Raw genomic sequence first — 21,356 nt, 5'->3', positions numbered from 1 at the left:
AGCGACCCATGACGCAGCAGAGCCGTATATCCCCGGCCGCGCAGGGGCCCGGCCGGCGATCGGTGGTCGGCGGACTGTTCGGACTGTCCGCCGCCGCCCTGGCCGCCCCGGTCCTCACCGCCTGCGGCGGGGGACCGGGCGCCGACCCCGGCACGGTCACCTTCGGCTCCAACGGCGCCGACGCCACCCCGAAGAAGGCGTACGAGGCGGTCACCAAGGCGTTCGCCACCGACTCCGGGCTCACCGTGAAGACCAACACGGTCGACCACGACACCTTCCAGTCCTCCATCACCAGCTACCTCCAGGGCACCCCGGACGACGTCTTCACCTGGTTCGCCGGGTACCGGATGCAGTACTTCGCCAAGAAGGGCCTGGCCAGTCCCATCGACGATGTGTGGGAGACCATCGGCGGCGGCTTCAGCGACGCCGCCAAGCAGCTCAGCCGGGGCGAGGACGGCAAGTACTACTTCGTACCGCTCTACAACTACCCCTGGGCGGTGTTCTACCGGAAGTCGGTCTTCGCGGAGCGCGGCTACACCGTGCCCACCCAGTGGGACGAGTTCATCGCCCTCGCCAAGAAGATGAAGCAGGACGGCCTCGCCCCGGTCACCGCCGGGTACGGCGGCGGCGACAGCTGGTCCATCCTCGGCGCCTTCGACTACCTCGACCTGCGCGCCAACGGCTACGACTTCCACATGCAGCTGATGCGCGGCGAGGTCTCCTGGACCGACCGGCGGGCCGTGCGCGTCCTCGACCTCTGGCGTGAGCTGGCCGCCTACTACCAGACGGGCGGCGGCGGCCGGTCCTGGCAGGACGCCGCCCAGTCCCTCATCGACAAGAAGTCCGGGATGGCCGTCATCGGGCTGTTCATCGGCCAGCAGATCACCGACGAGGCGGTCCGCGACGACCTCGACTTCTTCGCCTTCCCCGAGATCGACAGCGCCCATGGCCTGACCGCCGTCGAAGCCCCCACCGACGGCTTCATGCTCAGCCGCAAGCCCAAGAACGCCGACGGCGCCAAGAAGTTCCTGGAGTTCCTCGGCGGCGCCCGCGCCGAGGAGCTGTACATGGGCGTCGACCCCAGCAACCTCGCCGTCAACAGCCAGGCCAAGACGTCCGCGTACCACCCGCTCCAGACCAAGTCCGCCGAACTCATCGGCGCCGCCCAGCACATCAGCCAGTTCGCCGACCGGGACAGCGACCCCGGGTTCATCTCCACCGTCGTGCTGCCCGGACTCGTCGAATGGCTCGGGCACCCCGACGACGGCACCGCCACCCTGAAGAAGATCGAGTCCCAGCGCTCCCGCTTCTTCACCTCCTGAGCGCCCGCACCCCCCCGGGACCCGAAAGGCTCCGCCGTGTCCTCCGCGACCTCCCCCGGGCGGCTGAGCCGGGGCGACCGTCTCTTCCTGGCGCTCGTCATCGGCCTGCCGCTGCTCGCCCTGCTGGTCTTCGTCTGGCTGCCCGCCCTCGCCTCGGTCGCCCTGTCCTTCACCACCTGGGACGGCATCGACCTGGCCGACATCGCCTGGACGGGCGTCGAGAACTACCAGCAGATCTTCACCAACTACCCGCCGTTCTGGCCCGCCGTCCAGCACAACGTGATCTGGCTGCTGTTCACGGCGCTGCTGCCCACCCCGTTCGGCATGTTCCTCGCCGTGCAACTGGACCGGAAGATCCGGTTCACGGCGTTCTACCAGACCGCGATCTTCCTCCCGATGGTGCTGTCGCTGGCGGTCGTCGGGTTCATCTGGGAGATCATCTACAACCCCGACACCGGACTCCTCAACAGCCTGCTCGGCGCGGTCGGCACCAGTGGCCACATCGACTGGCTCGGCGACCCCGACCTCAATCTGTGGTCCGTGCTGGTCGCCTCCGGCTGGCGCCACACCGGCTACATCATGATCCTCTACCTGGCCGGACTGAAGAGCGTCGACCCGGCGCTGCGCGAAGCCGCCGCCCTCGACGGCGCCAACGGCCGCCAGACCTTCTTCCGCGTGATCTTCCCGGCCCTCAAACCCGTCAACATCATCATCCTGGTGGTGACGGTCATGGAGTCACTGCGCGCCTTCGACATCGTCTATGTCCTCGGCGGCGGCACCGGCAGCAAACCCGGCATGGAACTCCTCTCCCTGCTCATCACCGACAACATCGTCGGCGAGGCCGGACACATCGGCTACGGCTCCGCGCTCGCCGTGATCCTGCTGCTGGTCTCGCTCGCCGCGATCGGGACCTTCCTCGTCCAGACCTTCCGGAAGGAGGACCAGTGACCACCACGGTGAACCGGCCCGCCTCCCGGCCCCGCTCCGGCGACCGGCCGACCCCGCGCACCGGACCCCGCAGACCCCCGCGCGACCTCGGCCGCCACCTGCTGCTCGGCTCCGTCGCCGTGCTGTGGCTGGTCCCGCTGCTGTGGGCCGTCTACACCTCCCTCAGGTCCTACGAGGACACCGCCAGCAACGGCTACTTCTCCTGGCCCAGCGGACTGAGCCTCGGGAACTTCACCGACGCCTGGACCCAGTCCGGGATGCCGCACTTCTTCTGGAACTCGGTCCTCATCACCGTCCCCGCGGTCCTGGGCACCCTGCTGTTCTCCGCCGCGGTCGCCTTCTTCGTCTCCCGGTTCTCCTTCCGCTTCAACCTCGCCCTGCTGATGCTGTTCACCGCGGGCAACCTGCTGCCCGCCCAGGTGCTCATCACCCCCCTGTACCGGCTCTACCTCAACCTCCCGCTGCCGTGGTGGATGAGCGACTCGATGCTGTTCTACGACTCGCTCTGGGGCATCATCGTCATCCACATCGCCTACCAGTGCGGCTTCTGCACCTTCGTCCTCAGCAACTACATGAAGACGATCCCCAAGGAGATCACCGAGGCCGCCCAGGTCGACGGGGCGCCCGTCTGGCGCCAGTTCTTCCAGATCGTGCTGCCGCTGTGCCGCCCCGCGTTCGCCGCGCTGGCCACACTGGAGTCCATCTGGATCTACAACGACTTCTTCTGGCCGCTCACCCTCGTCGACACCGGCGACAAGCGGCCCATCACCTCCGCGCTCGCCAATCTCCAGGGCGCGTACTTCACCAACCCCAATCTGATCGCGGCCGGAGCCCTGATGACCGCGATCCCCACCCTGCTGATCTACTTCGCGCTCCAGCGCCAGTTCATCAGCGGGCTCACCATCGGTTCCAGCAAGGGCTGAGCCGCCCCGTTTCCCTCGCCGCCCCGAACCCTGGAGGCACGACCCATGCGGTCTTCCTCGTCCCTCACCCGCCCCGGACGCCGGCTCAGAGCCGGCACCCGCCCCGGACGCCGGCTCAGAGCCGTCGTCGTGCTGGCCCTCGCCGCCGGACTGACCACCGCCGTCCCCGCCGCCCAGGCGGAGACCACCGTCCCCGAGACGGCCCCCGCCACCGCCACGGCCACCGGCCTCGCCGCCAAGCCCTTCATGGGCTGGACCAGCTGGAGTATGCAGTCGTCCAAGTACCCGGGACTCAACCCCAAGGGCGACTACAGCTACCTCACCGAGCAGAACATCACCCAGCAGACCGACGCCATGGCGAGCAAGCTCAAGAAGTACGGCTACGAGTACATCAACATCGACGCCGGCTGGTGGATGGACTGGGCCTGGACCCCCCAGTTCGACGCCTACGGACGCCAGAAGGCCGACCCCGTGCGCTTCCCCAGCGGCATGAAGGCGGTCGCCGACCGTATCCACGCCAAGGGCCTCAAGGCCGGGATCTACCTCCCCGTCGGCCTCCAGAAAGAGGCGTACCGCAACGGCACGACCCCCATCCACAACGCCCCCGGCTGCACCACCGCCGACATCGTCTACGACGATCTGCGCACCACCAACGGCTGGGACAGCTCCTACAAGATGGACTTCGCCCAGCCCTGCGCGCAGAAGTACATCGACTCACTGGCCCAGATGTTCGCCGACTGGGGCTACGACTACCTCAAGCTCGACGGCGTCGGCCCCGGCTCCTTCAAGTCCGGCGACCAGTACAACAACGTCGCCGACGTGGCCGCCTGGAACAAGGCCATCGCCACCGCGGGCCGCCCCCTGCACCTGGAGATCTCCTGGTCGCTGGACATCGCCTACGCCGCCGACTGGAAGAAGTACACCAACGGCTGGCGCATCGACACCGATGTCGAGTGCTACTGCAACACGCTGGTCACCTGGGAGAACTCGGTCGACGACCGCTTCGACGACACCCCCAAGTGGACCGACTGGGCGGGCCCCGGCGGCTGGAACGACCTCGACTCCCTGAACGTCGGCAACGGCGCGATGGACGGCATCACCAAGGCCGAACGGCAGAGCTACGCCACTCTGTGGGCCATCGCCAAGTCCCCCCTCTACCTCGGCGACGACCTCACCAAGCTCGACTCCTACGGCCTCTCCCTGCTGACCAACCGCGAGGTCATCGCGATCAACCAGGCCGCCGCCCGGCCCGCCGAGCCGGTCACCGCCTCGAACCCGCAGCAGGTGTGGGCCGCGAAGAACCCCGACGGCAGCTACACCGTCGCCCTGTTCAACCTCGCCGACGGCCCCGCCCAGGTCACCGCCGACTGGTCCACCCTCGGCTTCACCGGCAAGGCGTCCGTGCGGGACGTGTGGAACAAGGACAACCTCGGCACCTACACCGACAAGATCACCCAGGCGCTGCCCGCCCACGGCTCCCGCCTGTTCACCGTCACCCCGCGCGGCACCGCCCTCACCTACACCGCCACCGAGGCCGAGGCGCCCGGCAACACCCTCGCGGGCAACGCCTCCCCGGCCGACTGCTCCGCCTGCTCCGGCGGCAAGAAGGTCGGCAACCTCTACGGCGGCGGCAAGCTCACCTTCAACGACATCACCGTCCCCAAGGCCGGCACCTACCAGATCAAGGTGTCCTACATCAGCGGTGACGCCCGCTCCGCCCTGGTCTCCGCCAACGGCGGCGGCGCCACCTCGCACCGCTTCGGCGCCACCGCGAACTGGGGGACCGTCAACACGGTCCACATCCCGGTCAGGCTGAAGGGCGGAGCCAACACCATCACCTTCGACAGCGGCAGCAACGGCTACGCGCCCGACGTCGACCGCATCGAGGTCCAGAAGTAGCCCCCCACACGACCCCCGCACGACCCCCTGGGGGCCCGGCAGCACGCCGGGCCCCCGGCCCCGACGTACCCGGAGCCGCCATGCACACCAGCCCGAACCAACCCAGCAGAAGAACCGTGCTGTCCGCCGCCTCCACCGCGGGCCTGACCGCCGCACTCGCCACCCTGCCCGTCTTCACCGCCTCCGCCGCCCCCGACCGCCCCGCCAAGACCCCCGCCACCAGCGGCTCACCCCGCGAGACGCTGTGGTGGCAGTCACCCGGCGACGAGGGCTCCCTCATCGAACAGGGCCTGCCGCTGGGCAACGGCCGTATCGGCGCCCTCGCGAGCAACGACCCCGGCAAGGAACTCCTCCTCCTCACCGACGCCACCCTGTGGACCGGCGGCCTCAACGACACCCTCGACAATGACGGCCAGTTCCCGTACGGCCGCGCCGACTTCGGCTCCTTCACCCTGCTCGCCCGGCTCACCGTCGACCTCCCCGACCACGACCTCGGCTCCGTCCACACCTACCGCCGCACCCTCGACCTCGCCCAGGGCCTGGTCGGCGCCAGCTACATCCGCTCCGGAGTCACCTACCGGCGCGAGATGTTCGCCAGCCACCCCGACGACGCGATCGTGCTGCGCTTCACCCAGAGCGGCGGCGGACGCTACACCGGCAGCATCACCCTCACCGGCACCCACGGCGAGCGGCCCACCGCCGCCGAGTCCTTCGGCGCCGCCCTCCCCAACGGACTGCGCTACGGCGCCGCCGTCAAGGCGAAGGGCAGCGGCGGCAAGGTCACCGTCACCGGCACCCGTATCGACTTCACCGGCTGCACCGACCTCACCGTCGTGATCAGCGCGGGCACCAACTACGCGCCCGACGCCACCGCCGGATTCCGCGACCCCCGGCTCGACCCCCGGCGCCTCGCCCACACCAAGGCCACCGCCGCCATCCGCGAGTCGTACGACGCCCTGCGCCGCACCCATATCGCCGACTACCGCGCCCTCTTCGACCGGCTCAGCCTCTCCCTCGGCACCTCCAGCGCCGACCAGCGCGCCCTGGACACCTGGGAGCGGCTGCACGCCCGCCACACCGGCCTCGACCCCGACCCGGAACTGGAGACCGCCTACTTCCATTTCGGCCGCTACTTGATGATCACCGGCTCCCGCGACAGCCTCCCCCTCAACCTCCAGGGGCTCTGGCTGGACGGCAACGACCCGGACTGGATGGGCGACTACCACACCGACATCAACATCCAGATGAACTACTGGATGGCCGACCGCACCGGACTCTCCGACTGCTTCGACGCCCTCACCGACTACTGCCTCGCCCAGCTCCCCTCCTGGACCGACCTCACCAAGCGGCTCTTCAACGACCCCCGCAACCGCTACCGCAACTCCAGCGGAAAGATCGCCGGCTGGACCGTCGCCATCTCCACCAACCCCTACGGCGGAGGCGGCTGGTGGTGGCACCCCGCGGGCAACGCCTGGCTCTGCCACAGCCTCTACGAGCACTACGAGTACACCCAGTCCCGCACCTACCTCGCCAAGATCTACCCCCTCCTCAAGGGCGCCTGCGAGTTCTGGGAGTCCCGGCTGCTCACCCACACCCTGCCCGGCACCGGCAAGGAGGTGCTGATCGCCGACAGCGACTGGTCTCCCGAGCACGGCCCCCTCGACGCCAAGGGCATCACCTACGCCCAGGAACTGGTGTGGGCGCTGTTCGGCCAGTACGCCGAGGCGTCCGCCGTCCTCAAGAAGGACACCGCCTACGCCGGAACCATCGCCGGACTGCGCCGACGCCTCCACCTCCCCGAGGTCAGCCCGAAGACCGGCTGGCTCCAGGAGTGGATGTCCCCCGACAACCTCGGTGAGACCACCCACCGCCACCTCTCCGGCCTGGTCGGACTCTTCCCCGGCGACCGCATCCGCCCCGACGGCTCCACCCCGAAGGCCATCGTCGACGGCGCCACCGCCCAGCTCACCGCCCGCGGCATGAACAGCTTCGGCTGGGCCAACGCCTGGCGCTCCCTGTGCTGGGCCCGCCTCAAGGACGCCGAGAAGGCATACCAACTCGTCGTCAACAACCTCCGCCCGTCCGTCGGCGGCAGCAACGGCACCGCCTTCAACCTCTTCGACATCTACGAGGTGGAATCCGGGCGCGGCATCTTCCAGATCGACGCCAACTTCGGCACGCCCGCCGCGATGACCGAGATGCTGCTCTACTCCCGCCCCGGACACCTCGAACTCCTGCCCGCCCTGCCCGCCGCCTGGGCCGCCTCCGGCCACCTCACCGGGGTCGCCGCGCGCGGTGGTTTCACCGTCGACCTGGCCTGGAAGAACGACACACCGACCAGCGTGACGATCCGCAGCGTGGGCGGACGCACCACCACCGTCGAGTTCGCGGGCCGCACCCGCACGGTCACCCTGGCCCCCGGCCGGTCCGTCACCCTGCGGGACTTCCGCCGGTGAGGCCCCGGACCGCCCCGCCCGCCGGGGTCCTCGCGGTCCTGGTCGCCCTGGTCGCCCTGGTCGCCCTGCTGGTCCCAGCCGGACCGGCGGGGGCTGCGGGGGCCGCGCCCGCCCGGCACGAGGTCGTCACCTGGGGCGCCAGCGCCCAGGACGTCGGCACCGCCGTCGCCGACCGCGCCTTCCGGCTCGTCGTGCACACCAGCGTCGGCGGCGACAATCTGCGCGTCCGGCTCTCCAACGCCTTCGGCGACCGCCCGGTGACCTTCGACAACGTCCACGCCGGACGCCAGAAATCCGGCGCCGAACTCGTCCGCGGCAGCAACAGCCCGCTCACCTTCGGCGGCTCCCGCACCGTCACCGTCCCACCCGGCGGGTCCGTCCTCAGCGACCCCCTCCCGGGACGGCTGCCCGCGGGCACCAACCTCGTCGTCAGCATCCACACCCCCGACGCCGCCGGACGCCTGACCGGCCACGGCATGGCGATGCAGACGTCCTACTACACCCAGGGCGACCACACCGCCGAGGAGAGCGCCACCCACTGGGCCGCCCGGACCGGCTCCTGGTTCTACCTCGACGCCGTCACCGTCCGCACCGACTCCTCGACCGGAGCCGTCGTCACCCTCGGCGACTCCATCACCGACGGCTGGGAGTCCTCCACCGACCTCAACCGCCGCTGGCCCGACTACCTCGCCCGCAGACTGCGCACCTCCACCGCCACGACCGTCGAAGGCGTCGCCAACCAGGGCATCTCCGGCAACAAGGTGCTCACCGACGGCGCCGGGGTCAGCGCCCTGAACCGGCTCGACCGCGATGTCCTCTCCCACCCCGGCGTGCGGACCGTGTTCCTGTTCGAGGGCATCAACGACATCAAGGCCCACAGCGGCGTCACCGCCGCCGACCTCATCGCCGGATACCGCGAGATCGCCGACCGGGCGCACGCAGCGGGCAAGTGCGTCGTCGTCGCCACCGTCGGCCCCTACAAGGGCTGGTACGAGTGGGACGAGGCGGGTGAGGCCGTACGGCAGGAGGTCAACGCGTTCCTGCGCACCAGCGGTGACTTCGACGCCGTCGCCGACTTCGACCGGGCCCTGCGCAGCCCGTACGACCGGCAGCGGATCCTTCCGTTCCTGGACAACGGCGACCATCTGCACCCCAACGACAAGGGGATGCAGGTGATGGCGGACACGGTCGACCTGGCCAGCCTGGACTGCCGCTGAGCCGGTGACCTACCCGGAGGCGGTGGTGCCGTCGGGGGCGATCAGCTCCCGGCGGTAGGCGATGGCCACCGCCTCCGTACGGCTCGCCGCGCCCAGCTTGGCGAGGATGTTGGACACATGCACACTCGCCGTCTTCCCCGAGATGAACAGTTCCTCGCCGATCTGCCGGTTGCTGCGCCCCAGCGTCAGCAGCCGCAGCACATCCCGCTCACGGGCGGTCAGCGGCGAAGCCGCGGGCACGCCCTGGGCCGGACCGTCCGCCAGCCGCCCGCGCCGGATCAGCTCCTCCACCCGCTCCCGCAGCACCGTCGCACCCAGCTCCACCGCCGTCTCCCGCACCGCGCGGGCCTCCTCCGCCGCCTCCGGGCGCCGCTCCGCGACCAGCAGCGCCTCGGCCAGCCGCAACCGGCAGCGGGCCTGCTCGTACCGGTCGCCGAAGCCGAAGGCCGCCACCGCCCGCTCCCACACCGCCGGTTCGGGACCGGACGCGGCCCGGGTCCAGTCCGCCTCCGCGCGCGCCAGCCAGGCCATGCCCTCCGGGCCCTGCGGAATGCCGTCCTCGCCCCGCGCGGCGGACTCCCGGGCCAGCCCGACCAGCTCCCCGGCCGTCTCCGTCCAGCGCGCCACCCCGGCCGTGTCCCCGGTCAGCCGCAGCGCGACGGCCCGGTCGGCGACCGCCGCCAGCGCCAGCGCCGCCAGCCGCACCGTGGCGTCCGACCGGACGCCCGCCTCGTCGGTCAGCGTGTCCACCATGGTCCGCGTCCGGGCGACCGCCGTCTCCGCGTCACCGCGCTGCGCCGCCGCGTCGATCAGCACGATCGCCGCCACCAGATGGCCCATCCAGTCGAACGGCCCGGCGAGCAGCGTGCCCGCCGTCTCCTCCACCGCCGCCGCCTCCCCGCGCGCGAGACGCACATACAGCGCCGGACCCACCGTGAACCCGCCCGCCGGGGGCAGCCGCTCGGTGTCCTCGCGGGCCGCCTCCACACACGCGTCCCACCGGCCCAGCGTGTACAGCACCAGCAGCCGCAGATAGCGCAGCTCCAGCGGATACGACGACGACAGCAGGCCCGCCCGGCGCGCCCGGTCCAGCCCCTCCTCCACCCACGGCAGACTCTCCTCCGGCTCACCGGCCTCGAAACAGCCGACCGCCAGATTGAACAGGGCCCGCATCTCCACCGGGGAGTTGCCCGCGGCGCGGGCCAGCTCCCGGGCCTCCTTCAGCCGCTCCCGGCCCTCCGGGGTGCGCCGCCAGCCCTTGTCGAAGGCCACCAGCGAGATCATCAGATCGGCCTGGGCGTCCAGGACACCCAACCGCTCGGCGACCGGCAGCGCCCGGCGCGCGAACTCCACCGCCGTACGGCTGTCGCCCACCATCCGGGCCGCCAGCGCGTGCGTGGCCGCCGCCCACACCCAGGTCGGCGTCGGCGGATCGGCCGGGATCAGCTCCAGCGCCTCACTGCTGTGCGCGAACGCGGCCTTCAGACTGTCGACCCGCAGCAGACTCCCCGCGAGCGTGTACCGCACCCGCGCGGCCAGCTCCGAGTCCGTGTCCGCGCCGACCTCGGCCAGCGCGGCGCGGTTCAGCGCCACCGCCCGGTGCCCCTGACCGGCGTGCGCCGCAGCCGCCGCGGCCCGCAGGGTGAGCGCGATCCGCTCGACGCCCCCGGGCCGCGCGTCCGCGTCCACCACCGCCCACAGCTCCAGCGCGGCCTCCAGATGTCGCAGCTCCTCGGCGGGTCCGCCGACCCGGCGGGCATGGTCGGCCGCCTCCAGCGAGGCGGTGAGCGCCTCGACCAGATCATGGCTCTCCCGGTAGTGGTGCGCCCGCTCGGCCGCTGTCTCCGCGGTCCGGCCGCGCGCGGCCAGCAGCCGGGCCAACCCGCCGTGCAGCCGCGACCGCTCGCCCGGCAGCAGATCGGCGTACACCGCCTCCCGGGCCAGCGCGTGCCGGAAGCGGTATGTGCCATCGTCGCCGGGCAGCAGCAACTGCCGCTCCACGGCCTCGCGCAGCGCCTCCTCCAAGGCGTCGTCGGGCAGTCCGGCCGCCCCCCGCAGCGTCTCGTGCGCCACCCGGCGACCGGCCACCGCCGCCGTGCGCAGCACCTGCTGCGCGGTGTCGGAGAGCTGCTCGAACCGGATCAGCAGCACGTCCGCGAGCCCGCTCGGCACGCCGACGTCCCCGGTGCCGGTGGCCGCGAGCAGCTCCTCCGCGTAGAAGGCGTTGCCCTCGGCGCGCTCCACGATCCGGCGCACGGTCGCCTCCGGCAGCGGGCTCTCCCGCAACCCCCGCACCAGGACCGCCACCTCCGCGTCGGGCATGGGCCGCAGCTCAAGGCGCTCCACCGACGGCAGCCGCACCAGCTCGGCGAGCAGCGGGCGCAGCGGATGACGGCGGTGCAGATCGTCCGCCCGGTACGACGCCAGCAGCGCGATCCGATGGGTCGGCGTGCCGCCCGCCGACCGCTGGAGCACGCCCCGGCTGAGCAGGAACCGCAGCAGGTCCCGCGATGACTGGTCGGCCCAGTGCAGATCCTCCAGCACCAGCAGCAGCGGCGCCCGCCCGGCGACCTCGGCGAGCAGTGAGGCCATCCCCTCGAACAGCCTCAGCCGCGCACCGCCGGACCGCTCCCGCTCGTCCGGTTCGTCCACCCCGGGCGCCCCCAGCAGCCGCTCGGCCGCCGGATGCGCGGCCAGCACCCCCGCGAACCGCTCATCGGCGGCCAGCGCGCCCAGCATCTCCGTGAACGGCAGATAGGGCAGCCCGACATCGCCGAGGTCCACACAGTGCCCGGTCAGCACGGTCATCCCGTCCTCGGCGGCCCGCCCCGCGATCTCCTCCAGCAGCCGTGTCTTGCCCACGCCGGCGTCCCCGGCGACGAGCACGGCCCGCCCTTCCCCACCCCGGACCCGCCGCACCACCCCGGAAAGCCAGGAGACCTCGTCCCCCCGCCCCACAAACCCACACTGACCCATACCCCCCATCCTCCCACTGACCAGCAGAGGTCCACCGGAACGCCCCTAAGAACTCCTAACAGAGTGACAAGTTCTTCAGTCTGCGCCAGCAGATGATTCCGCAGGCGAGGCTGAGGAAGGCTTCGTGGATGTCGTCGCGGATCTCCCAGCGGATGCGTAACCGGCGGAACCAGTGCAGCAGCGCGAAGCTCTGCTCGACCACCCACCGGTGCACGCCCAGCCCCGATCCGTGTTCGGTTCCGCGCCGCGCGATGACCGGGGTGATTCCGGCAGTCCGGACCCGCTTGCGGTACTTGTCGTGGTCGTATCCGCGGTCGGCGTAGATGCTGTCCGGCCGTCGGCGGGGACGTCCGCGCCGGCCCCGCACCGGCGGGACGGCCTCGATCAGCGGCATGAGCTGGGTGACGTCGTTGCGGTTGCCGCCGGTCAGTGACACCGCCAGGGGGATGCCGTTCGCTTCGGTGATCAGATGGTGCTTCGAGCCGGTCCGGGCACGGTCGACCGGGCTCGGACCGCTTTTGGGCCACCCTTCATGGCCCGCACATGAGAACCGTCGATCACCGCCCTCGACCAGTCCAGCGCACCGGCGGCATGCAGCTCGGCCAGCAGCGATTCATGCAGACGCTGCCACACACCCGCGTCGTTCCAGTCCCGCAGCCGCCGCCAGCACGTCATACCCGAACCGAAACCGAGCTCCTGGGGCAGGAACTCCCACGGAATGCCCGTGTACAGCACGAACAGGATGCCCGACAGCACCTTCCGGTCGTCCAGCCTCCTGCGCCCCGGGTGATCCGCACGGCGCGGCACCACCGGAAGCAACGGCTCGATCCGCGCCCACAACTCGTCCGACACAACCCACGGACGCTGCTCACCCCTCTTCATGCCCAGGCTAACAAGCCGTCAGACTCACACATTCCAAGGGGTCGAGTGCCATTTAGTTAGGAGTTCTAAGGGGCGCTGGGGATACCCGCACCCGCGGCCCTGGACGGCAAGGGACCCGCCCCATCGAGCGGGCGCTCACCCCACCCCCCCAGGGGCGCGGGGAACTGCGCGACGAGCCACACTCAACCCGCACCTGCCCCCTGGACGGCACGGACCGATCCTGCTCAGAGGGGGCGCCCCCAACCCCCCCCCTCCAGGGGCGCGGGGAACTGCGCGACAAGCCCCCCACAACCCGCACCCGCCACGAAACAACGCCCCCCACCCCCAGTCGCGCGACAACCCCCTACCGATGAAGCCCCTTCACCCAATCCTCCGGCACCCGCCCGGAGGGCCCCGGCACGGCCTGCCCCACCGGATGACTCACCGCCCCAGCCAACTCCGGCCCCGACTCATACATCTCACTCGTCTCATAACTCCAGAACCACGCCTCCCCCGGCTCAAAGCTCCGCACCACAGGATGCCCGGTCGCCTTGAAGTGCGCCGTGGCATGTTGCGCGGGCGACGAGTCACAACACCCCACATGCCCGCACTGCGCACACCGCCGCAGATGGAACCACCACCCACCGGCCTCGTCGCACTCCACACACCCGTCCCCACTGGGCGGCACACTCGGATCGACACCCCGCACAGCACTCTCACTCATCCCGAACCTCCGACATATCGTCAGTCTCAGTATCAGTCTCGGTATCAGTCGCAGCCTCGGCCTCGGCCGCAACCTCGGCATCCGCCGTCAACGGCAACAACACCCTGAACCGCGTATCCCCCGGCACCGACTCGACCAGCAGACTCCCGTGATGCTTGTTGACCACGATCCGCCATGAGATGTCGAGCCCCAGCCCCGTCCCCTCACCCACCGGCTTGGTCGTGAAGAACGGGTCGAAGATCCGGTCCTTGATCTCCGGCGCCACCCCCGGCCCGCTGTCCTGGAACTCCACCAGCAGCAGGTCCCCGTCCCGCGCGGTGCGCACCGTCAGCGTCCCCTCCCCACCGGCGGAGCCGATCGCGGCGACCGCGTTGTCGATGAGGTTGGTCCACACCTGGTTAAGCTCCGCCGGATACGCCGGGATCTCCGGCAGCGTACGGTCGTACTCCTTCACGACCTTGATCCGCTGCCCGATCTTGCCACTGAGCATCACCAGCGTGCTGTCCAGCAGCTCATGGACGTCCGCCATCCGGTACGGCGCCCGGTCCAGCTGGGAGTACTGCTTCGCCGCGTCCACCAGATGCGAGATGCGGTTCGTGGAGTCCTCGATCTCGGACATCAGCAGCTCGGTCTCGACCGTGTAGTTCAGCCAGCCGACCGCACCGGGGAGGATCTCCGGGTCCACCGCGGCCTGCACCTGGTCGAGCCAGTCCGGGTCGATCCCGGCCTGCACGAACGTCGGCGCCAGCCGCCAGCCGTCCACGATCCCGTGGTCGTCGAGCCAGTCGGTGACCTCGTCCTCCCGGTCCGCCGCCTCCAGCGGACTGAGCACCGGCGCCTTGGCCACCCGCTCCGCCGTGCGCTCCTGGATCTCCATCAGCCCGGTCAGCGCCTCCGGCGTGTACGCCCCGGCCGCGATCACCGTGAGCTTGTGCCGCATCTTCGCGACCCGCTCCCGCAGGGTGGCGGTGGCCCGCACCGCCGCCGCGGCCGGGTTGTTCAGCTCATGGGTGAGCCCCGCGGACAGCGAGCCCAACGCCAGCAGCCGCTCCCGCTGCCCGATCACCCGCTGACTGTTCTTCGACCCGAAGAACAGCCCCTCCAGCAGATGTACGGCCATCGGGAACCACTCCCGCATCACCGCGGCGAACGTCTCCCCGGGCAGTACGAAGAACCGGGTCGGCTCGGTCACCCGCATCGTGTTGTTGTAGATCTGCCGCACCCGCTCGTCCCCGATGTACGCCTGCATCGCGCCCGCGTACACCCCGCGCTGCGAGGTCCGTACGACCTCCACGTCGTCGCCGCCGACCTTGCGGGACAGCACGACCGTGCCGTCGAGCATCACATAGAAGCAGGTCGCCGGGTCGCCCTCGGTGTACACCGCACCGGGTTCGAACAGTTCCACCCGCCCCTCGGCGCACAGTCGCGCCAACTGCTCGGGGTCGAGCTTCTCGAACAGGAACAGCGTGCTGATCTCCTCCGGGCTGCACGGCTGCGGGATTCCGCTCATGACTGCTCCAGATACCGGTGGACGAGCATCACGGCCATCGCGCCCTCACCGACCGCCGACGCGACCCGCTTCGCGGACTCCGCGCGCGCGTCGCCCGCCACGAACACCCCCGGGATATTGGTCTCCAGGTGGTACGGCGGCCGGTCCAGCTCCCAGCCCGCCGGGGGCCGCCCGTCGGGCGTGAGGTCGGGCCCGGCCAGGATGAACCCGCGCCGGTCCCGCTCCACCGCCCCGTCCAGCCAGTCCGTCAGCGGCGCCGCCCCGATGAACACGAACAGCCACTTCGCGTCGACCAGCTCACTGCCCCCGGTCGCCACATCGCGCAGTGTCAGCTGCTCCAGCTCCCCGTCGCCGTGCGCCGACTCCACCACCGTGTTGCAGCGCACCGCGATGTTCGGCGCCTCGTCGACCTGCTGGATCAGATAGTGCGACATCGACGCCGACAGATCCGGGCCGCGCACCAGCAGCGTCACCGACTTCGCGCCCCGCGCCAGATACATCGCCGCCTGTCCGGCCGAGTTGGCGCCGCCCACGATGTACACGTCGTGGCCCTGGCAGGCCGCCGCCTCGGTCAGCGCCGACCCGTAGAACACCCCGCACCCGGTGAGCGCGGGCAGCCCCGGCGCGGCGAGCTGCCGGTACGACACGCCGGTCGCCAGGATCACCGCGTGCGCGGCGATCGCCGTACCGTCGGCGAACCGGACCGTGCGGGACCCGCCGTTCACCTCGAGCCCGGTGACCTCCCGCGCGGTGAGGATCTCCGCGCCGAACTTCGCGGCCTGACGCCGGGCCCGGTCGGTGAGCTGCGCGCCGGACACACCGTCGGGGAAGCCGAGGTAGTTCTCGATCCGGGACGACTGCCCGGCCTGTCCGCCGGTCGCCTCCCGCTCCACCAGCACCGTCCGCAGCCCCTCCGACGCCCCGTACACGGCCGCGCCCAGCCCCGCCGGGCCGCCGCCGATCACCACCAGGTCGTAGAAGTCGGACGCGGGAGTGGTGGCGAGCCCCACCTTGGCGGCCAGCTCCGGCGCCTCGGGCTCGATCATCGTCTCGCCCTCGGGCGTGACCACCAGCGGCAGCCGCTGGCCGTCCGCGCCCGCCGCGGCCAGCAGCCGCTGCCCCTCGGGTTCGTCCGCCGAGTACCAGCGGTAGGGCACCTGGTTGCGGGCCAGGAACTCCCGGACGTCCGAGGAGGGCGCCGAGAAGCGGTGGCCGACGACCTTGGTGCTGGGCACCGGCCGGTAGTCGCTGGTGCGCCACGCCGACAGCAGATCGTCCAGCACCGGATAGAGCTTCTCCTCCGGCGGGTCCCAGGGCTTGAGCAGATAGTGGTCCAGATCGACGACGTTGATCGCGTCGATGGCCGCGTTGGTGTCCGCGTACGCGGTCAGCAGCACACGGCGGGCGCCCGGATACACGTCCAGGGCCTGTTCCAGGAACTCGATGCCGTTCATCTGCGGCATCCGGTAGTCCGCGAGGATCACGGCCACCAGGTCACCGCGGAGCTTCAGCTCACGCAGTGCCCCGAGGGCCGACTCGCCGGACTCCGCGCGGACGATCCGGTACGACCCGCCGTAGCGCCGCCGGAGGTCGCGCGCCACGGCACGCGACACCCCCGGATCGTCGTCGACGGTCATGATGACGGTCCGCGCCGTGTCGGCGGCCTGTGCCATACGTCTCCCACCCCGAGCGGATCAGGTTCCGCGGCCCGGCGAACCGGGTCCGGCCGCGCCGCTTCCGCCCATCGTATGTTCGATCGCCATACTTCGCTCGGATACGCCCGGCGATGCGCGGATGCCGCCCGGGGACGGCTGTCCACGCCTCCGGCGTCAGTCCGTACGCGCGCTGAGCACGCAGAACTCGTTCCCTTCTGGATCCTGGAGCACCACCCAGCTCTCCTCGCCGCTCTGCCCCACGTCCGCGTGCCGGGCGCCCAGGGCGAGCAGCCGGTCCACCTCGGTGCGCTGGTCGGCCGGGCGGAAGTCGAGATGCAGCCGGTTCTTGCCCGCCTTGCCGTCCGGGGACGCGCCGAACAGCAGGCCCGGCAGCACCTCGGGCGCCGGACGGATCTCGTACTCCCCGGCCCCGGGATCGTCCAGGACCGTGACCCAGCCGAGCGCCTCGGCCCACCAGCGTCCGAGCGCCGCCGGGTCCGCGCAGTCGATCACCACTTGCTCCCACCGCAGGGTCATACCGGCAGCGTAGTGAAGACACCGCGTAGTGAAGACTGGGAGGCGCACACATGATCACGACAGAAGGAGGCGACGGGATGACGCGCCCGGTCACGGCAGGGGTGGACGGATCGGACGAGAGCCTGGCGGCGCTGGCCTGGGCCGCGCGGGAGGCCGTCCGGCGCGATCTCGCGCTGCGGGTGGTGCACGCCTGGCGGCCGGAGGAGCACCCGGCCGTCGACGGCGACCACGACGCCCAGGAGCGGTGGGCCCGGGAGGCCGTCGACGGCGCCGTCCGCGCGCTCGCCGAGCGTCACCCGACGCTCACGGTCACGACCGCGGTCACCGAGGGCGTCCCGGCCGACACGCTCACCGCGGCCGGCGCGGACGCCGAGCTGCTGGTGCTGGGCTCGCGTGGACACGGCCAGGTGGTCGGCTTCCTGGTCGGCTCCGTCGGCCAGCAGGTGATCGCCGAGGCCGGGCGGCCCGTCGTCCTGGTCCGCGCGGGCGACAAGGCGTCCACCGAGGTCGCCGGGCACGAGATCGTCGTCGGCCAGGAGGGCGAGCCCGAGGACAGCGCCGCCGTGCTGGAGTTCGCCTTCCGCACGGCCGCCGCGCGCGGCGCCGCGATCCGGGCGGTCCGCGCCTGGACCCTGCCGCCGGTGTTCTCCTACAGCCCCGCCGCGATGAAGGTCCTCGACGAGGCGGGCGGCCCCGAGCCCTACGAGAAGCGGGCCCTCGCCGACGCCCTGCGGCCCTGGCGCGAGCGCTACCCCGGGGTGCATGTCCTGGAGCATGTCGAGATGGGCAGCGCGGGCCAGGTCCTGCTGTCCGTCGCGGGCGGCGCCCAGCTGATGGTCGTCGGCCGCCGCGCCCGCCGTACCGCCGTGGGCGCGCGCATCGGCTCGGTCGCCCATGGAGTGCTCCACCACGCCCAGTGCCCGGTGGCGGTGGTCCCCCCGGCGTGATGACCGGGGGCCCGGCGGCATCCGTACGGAACGTCCCGGGCCCCCGCGTCATCAGTCCACGTCACATGGCAGGGCCACCGACTGGTGTGCCCTCGGGAGGATGTGGGCGATGTAGTCCTTCACGACCGTGTCCAGCGCGATGTCGTGCTGGGCGCGCTCGGACAGGTACCAGCGGTGCTCCAGGAGCTGGTGGTACAGCTCCGCCGGGTCCATCGTGCCGCGCAGCTCCGCCGGGACCGCGCGGACCGTCGGCCGGAACACATCACGCACCCAGCGGTGGGCCAGCACCTCCGGGCGGGCGGCCAGCGGATCGCCCGGCGCGTAGTCGTCCTGGGTGGCCATCCAGGACTCCAGATCGGTCAGCAGCCGCCGCGCCTGGTTCTCCTCGGTGTCCAGACCGGTCAGCCGCAGCAACTGGCGCTGATGGTGCCCCGCGTCCACCACCTTCGGCACGAAGGTCACCGTGTCGCCGTTGCCGGAGCGCTCGATCTGCATCTCGGCGACATCGAACCCGAGGTCGTTGAGCCTGCGTATCCGGCGCTCCATGTAGTGGTGCTTGCCCGCCGGATACACCGACACCCGGGTCAGCTCCCGCCACAGCTCCCCGTACCGTCCGCAGATCTCCCTCCCGAACTCGATCGGGTCCACCGACGGATGCAGTGCCCCGGACGCCTCCAGGTCGAGCAGCTCCCCGCTGATGTTGACCCGCGCGAGATCGAGGTCGTAGTCGCGCTGGCCGTCGCTCAGCCGGGCGTGCAGCTCGCCGGTCTCCGCGTCCACCAGATACGCGGCGTACGCGCCCGCGTCCCGCCGGAACAGGGTGTTCGACAGCGAGCAGTCGCCCCACGCGAACCCGGCCAGATGCAGCCGCACCAGCAGCACCGCCAGCGCGTCCATCAGCCGGTGCATGGTCTCCGGCCGCATCGTCGTCTCGAACATCGACCGGTACGGCAGCGAGCCCCCGAGGTGCCGGGTCACCAGCACCGGCTCCAGTGGCTGACCGGACGCGTCGGCCCGCCCGGTGACCACGGCGAGCGCGTCCACCGCCGGGATGCGCAGCCGGTCCAGGTCGCGCAGCAGCCCGTACTCGCGCAGCGCGGGCCGCTCCGCCAGCTCCTTGACGGCGATCACCTCGTCCCCGGCACGCGCGTAGCGCACCACGTGCCGGGAGATGCCGCGCGGCAGCGGCACGAGGTGCTCCTCGGGCCACTCCTCCAGCGGCAGTTGCCAGGGGAGCGCGAGCAGCAGGGCCGGATGCTCCGGGTTGGTGGCGCTGATCTGCAAAGCCATGACCCGAACACTAGAACGCGTACGCGTCCGCCTGTCGAACCGTATCGGCGATCGGACCCCGGTGCGCCGGACCGTGCCCCGGCAGCAGCAGCCCGGCGTCCAGCGCGCCGAGGCGCTGAAGCGAGGCGCGGGCCGCCGCCCGCTCGTGGTGGAACATCCCCGGCAGCAGTTGCGGCCCGCGCAGCCGGGACGTGGCGTGCCCGGTGACCAGCGCGTCCCCGGAGACCACCACCCCGGCGTCCGGCAGATGGAACGCGCAGTGCCCCAGGGTGTGCCCGGGGGTCGGCACCGGCACCGGGGCGCCCGGCAGGTCCAGCGGCCCGTCCGGCGCGAACGCCCGCGCCTCGGCGACCGGGACGTGCGCCTTGCCCCCGGCGCGCAGCGCGTGCACCGACCACGGCAGCACCCCGGGCCGCCAGGCGTTGCGCAGCACGTCCCCCACGTCCACCTGGTGCAGGAACTCCCGGCGCGCGTGCGGCACCTCCGCCGCGTGGCACAGCACCGGTGTGCCGTACCGGGCGTGCAGGAACGCGGCGGACCCGAGATGGTCGTTGTGGGCATGGGTGAGCAGGACGGCCGTGACCGCCTCCGGGGCGCCGCCCACCTCGGTGAGGGAGGCGAGCAGCCGCTCCCGGTCCGCCGGGTAGCCGGTGTCCACCAGGGTGAGGTCGTCGCCGTCGGCGAGGATCACCCAGTTCGTCTGGCCGCCGTGAACCAGGAACACCCCGTCCGTGACCTGCTGTACGTCCGCCCGCATGACCGTTCCTCGTCCCTCTTCGTGCCGGTAGGGGACCAGCTTCGTGCCGGTAGGGGACCAGGGAAGCAGATCAGCGGGCGGGCTCCGGCGCGGACCCGGCGCGCATCCCGAGGAGGAACCGTGTCACCCGCAGCCGCCGCACCGCGCACTCGTACACCGCGAACACCACCGCCAGCGAACCGGCCACGATCGCCGTGTACTTCACCGGCACCGGCGCGGGCCAGCCCACCACGCCGTACGCGAAGGCCACCACGACGGGCTGGTGGAGGAGGTAGACGGGGAGCGCGGCTCCGGCGAGGTAGGCCCTGACCCGGGCGGAGCGGGGGCCCGGGGTGCGCGTGCCGGGCCGGTCCAGCAGGCCGGTGATCGCCAGCACCCAGCACCATCCGGCCGCCCCGAACAGCGCCCGGGTCAGTACCGCGAACGCGGTCCGCCCGGTGAACGGTTCGTCCAGCGTCATGAACCCCGGTGCCGTCGCCGCGAACAGCACCAGCCCGAGCACCCCGGCCGGTCGCGCCAGCCGCCGGGTCGCCGCCCGGACCCGTCCGTCGTCGGCGAGGGCGTAGCCGTACAGGAAGAACACCAGGTAGGCCCACCGGTTCCAGCCCGCGAGGCCCTCCTCCATCAGCAGGACGGCGTTCAGCGCGGCCAGCGGAAGGGCGGGCAGGAGCAGCAGCGCGGGGTGGCGCCCGGCGGCCCGCGCGAGCGGCTCGGCGCCCCGCGCCAGCGGGGCCGCGACCGGCGCGAGCAGCAGACCGAACGCCAGCAGCAGCACCACGAACCACAGATGCCCGGTCTCGAAGTACCGGCCGTCCAGGACGAACGGGAAGTCGGCCAGGTCCAGCCGCACGCTCAGGAACCGCCCCCAGAAGTCGGGGTACGGCACATGCTCGCCCACCGCGCGCAGCCGCAGCCACTGCGGGAGCGGCAGCAGCACCAGGGTGGTGGCCACCAGCGGCACCCCGAGCCGCAGCAGCCGCTCCCGGGCGAACCCGCCCGGTCCCCGGCGGCCCAGGGAGTGCCGGGTGCCCAGCCCGGCGGCCAGGAACAGCACCGGCATCGCCCAGACCACGCCGAGCCCGGACAGCACGGTCACGGCCTCCGAGGTGTCCGCGTTCTTGACGTAGAAGTCGTCGTCGGGGGAGAACACCAGGGCGGCGTGGAAGAAGACCAGCCCGAGCACGACCAGCACCCGCAGGGTGTCCAGTTCCCGGCGCCGGGCGGCCACCGGTGCTCGTCCCGCCTCCGTGCCCATCGGCGCCCCCTCCTGAGGTGCGCCCAGTGTGGGGGAGGCGCGGCACGGACGACAGGCTTCCGCGACCGGCGAAGAGGAT

The 21,356-nt window shown here is 71.6% G+C and carries 16 protein-coding genes; 7 read left to right on the top strand and 9 right to left on the bottom strand.

Features of this window, described 5'->3' with window-relative positions:
- The first annotated feature begins 8 nt into the window (after nucleotides 1-8).
- From AB0D49_RS34935 to AB0D49_RS34910, 6 genes are all read left to right on the top strand, one after another.
- Complete coding sequence (locus AB0D49_RS34935; protein ID WP_362765822.1) at nucleotides 9-1,322, top strand: ABC transporter substrate-binding protein; 1,314 nt, start codon at nucleotides 9-11, stop codon at nucleotides 1,320-1,322.
- 36 nt (nucleotides 1,323-1,358) lie between these two features.
- Entirely contained in the window at nucleotides 1,359-2,270 is a 912-nt protein-coding gene (locus AB0D49_RS34930) for a sugar ABC transporter permease (protein ID WP_362765819.1), read from the top strand.
- Entirely contained in the window at nucleotides 2,267-3,193 is a 927-nt protein-coding gene (locus AB0D49_RS34925) for a carbohydrate ABC transporter permease (protein WP_362765816.1), read from the top strand. The genes AB0D49_RS34930 and AB0D49_RS34925 overlap by 4 nt, the downstream gene beginning before the upstream one ends.
- 45 nt (nucleotides 3,194-3,238) lie before the next feature.
- On the top strand, nucleotides 3,239-5,092 hold the full coding sequence (locus AB0D49_RS34920) for a CBM35 domain-containing protein (RefSeq protein WP_362765813.1): 1,854 nt from the start codon (nucleotides 3,239-3,241) through the stop codon (nucleotides 5,090-5,092).
- Nucleotides 5,093-5,172: 80 nt separating this feature from the next.
- On the top strand, nucleotides 5,173-7,548 hold the full coding sequence (locus tag AB0D49_RS34915; protein ID WP_362765810.1) for a glycoside hydrolase N-terminal domain-containing protein: 2,376 nt from the start codon (nucleotides 5,173-5,175) through the stop codon (nucleotides 7,546-7,548).
- Nucleotides 7,545-8,765, top strand: coding sequence for an SGNH/GDSL hydrolase family protein (locus tag AB0D49_RS34910; RefSeq protein WP_362765807.1), 1,221 nt, complete (start codon nucleotides 7,545-7,547; stop codon nucleotides 8,763-8,765). Before AB0D49_RS34915 ends, AB0D49_RS34910 begins: the two co-directional genes overlap by 4 nt.
- Before the next feature lie 9 nt (nucleotides 8,766-8,774).
- Here the strand turns inward: AB0D49_RS34910 and AB0D49_RS34905 are convergent, their stop codons facing one another.
- The 6 genes from AB0D49_RS34905 to AB0D49_RS34880 form a co-directional block, all read right to left on the bottom strand.
- Nucleotides 8,775-11,750 carry an AAA family ATPase gene (locus tag AB0D49_RS34905; RefSeq protein WP_362765804.1) on the bottom strand — a complete coding sequence of 992 codons (2,976 nt, stop codon included), beginning with the start codon at nucleotides 11,748-11,750 and terminating at the stop codon, nucleotides 8,775-8,777.
- Between the two features lie 46 nt (nucleotides 11,751-11,796).
- Nucleotides 11,797-12,623, bottom strand: a protein-coding gene (locus AB0D49_RS34900) for an IS5 family transposase (RefSeq protein WP_362765801.1) whose coding sequence is annotated in 2 segments (ribosomal slippage) — nucleotides 11,797-12,257 and nucleotides 12,257-12,623 — 828 coding nt in all. Because the reading frame shifts where the segments join, the coding sequence is not laid out codon by codon here.
- 343 nt (nucleotides 12,624-12,966) lie between these two features.
- Nucleotides 12,967-13,326, bottom strand: a complete 360-nt coding sequence (locus AB0D49_RS34895) for a UBP-type zinc finger domain-containing protein (protein ID WP_362765798.1) — start codon at nucleotides 13,324-13,326, stop codon at nucleotides 12,967-12,969.
- The gene (locus tag AB0D49_RS34890) at nucleotides 13,319-14,836 is read right to left on the bottom strand and encodes an ATP-binding protein (RefSeq protein ID WP_362765795.1); all 1,518 of its coding nucleotides are present in this window, start codon (nucleotides 14,834-14,836) and stop codon (nucleotides 13,319-13,321) included. Before AB0D49_RS34890 ends, AB0D49_RS34895 begins: the two co-directional genes overlap by 8 nt.
- Nucleotides 14,833-16,509 carry an FAD-dependent oxidoreductase gene (locus tag AB0D49_RS34885; protein WP_362765792.1) on the bottom strand — a complete coding sequence of 559 codons (1,677 nt, stop codon included), beginning with the start codon at nucleotides 16,507-16,509 and terminating at the stop codon, nucleotides 14,833-14,835. The genes AB0D49_RS34890 and AB0D49_RS34885 overlap by 4 nt, the downstream gene beginning before the upstream one ends.
- 156 nt (nucleotides 16,510-16,665) lie before the next feature.
- A complete protein-coding gene (locus tag AB0D49_RS34880) occupies nucleotides 16,666-17,028 on the bottom strand; it encodes a VOC family protein (protein ID WP_362765789.1) in 363 nt (120 codons plus the stop codon).
- 77 nt (nucleotides 17,029-17,105) lie between these two features.
- Here AB0D49_RS34880 and AB0D49_RS34875 point away from each other — a divergent pair, with 77 nt between their 5' ends.
- Nucleotides 17,106-17,975 (top strand): universal stress protein, encoded by an 870-nt coding sequence (locus tag AB0D49_RS34875; RefSeq protein ID WP_362765786.1) that lies wholly within the window; start codon nucleotides 17,106-17,108, stop codon nucleotides 17,973-17,975.
- 51 nt (nucleotides 17,976-18,026) lie between these two features.
- Here AB0D49_RS34875 and AB0D49_RS34870 read toward each other — a convergent pair whose 3' ends face one another.
- From AB0D49_RS34870 to AB0D49_RS34860, 3 genes are all read right to left on the bottom strand, one after another.
- A complete protein-coding gene (locus tag AB0D49_RS34870) occupies nucleotides 18,027-19,265 on the bottom strand; it encodes a DUF4032 domain-containing protein (RefSeq protein ID WP_362765783.1) in 1,239 nt (412 codons plus the stop codon).
- A gap of 10 nt (nucleotides 19,266-19,275) precedes the next feature.
- The gene (locus AB0D49_RS34865; RefSeq protein ID WP_362765780.1) at nucleotides 19,276-20,022 is read right to left on the bottom strand and encodes an MBL fold metallo-hydrolase; all 747 of its coding nucleotides are present in this window, start codon (nucleotides 20,020-20,022) and stop codon (nucleotides 19,276-19,278) included.
- Between the two features lie 70 nt (nucleotides 20,023-20,092).
- Nucleotides 20,093-21,277, bottom strand: a complete 1,185-nt coding sequence (locus AB0D49_RS34860) for an acyltransferase family protein (protein ID WP_362765777.1) — start codon at nucleotides 21,275-21,277, stop codon at nucleotides 20,093-20,095.
- Nucleotides 21,278-21,356 lie beyond the last annotated feature (79 nt).

This window comes from Streptomyces sp. NPDC048290 (genome assembly GCF_040652095.1).
In the GTDB taxonomy this organism is placed as follows: Bacteria; Actinomycetota; Actinomycetes; order Streptomycetales; family Streptomycetaceae; genus Streptomyces.
This window is presented reverse-complemented; position numbering and strand designations above follow the sequence as displayed.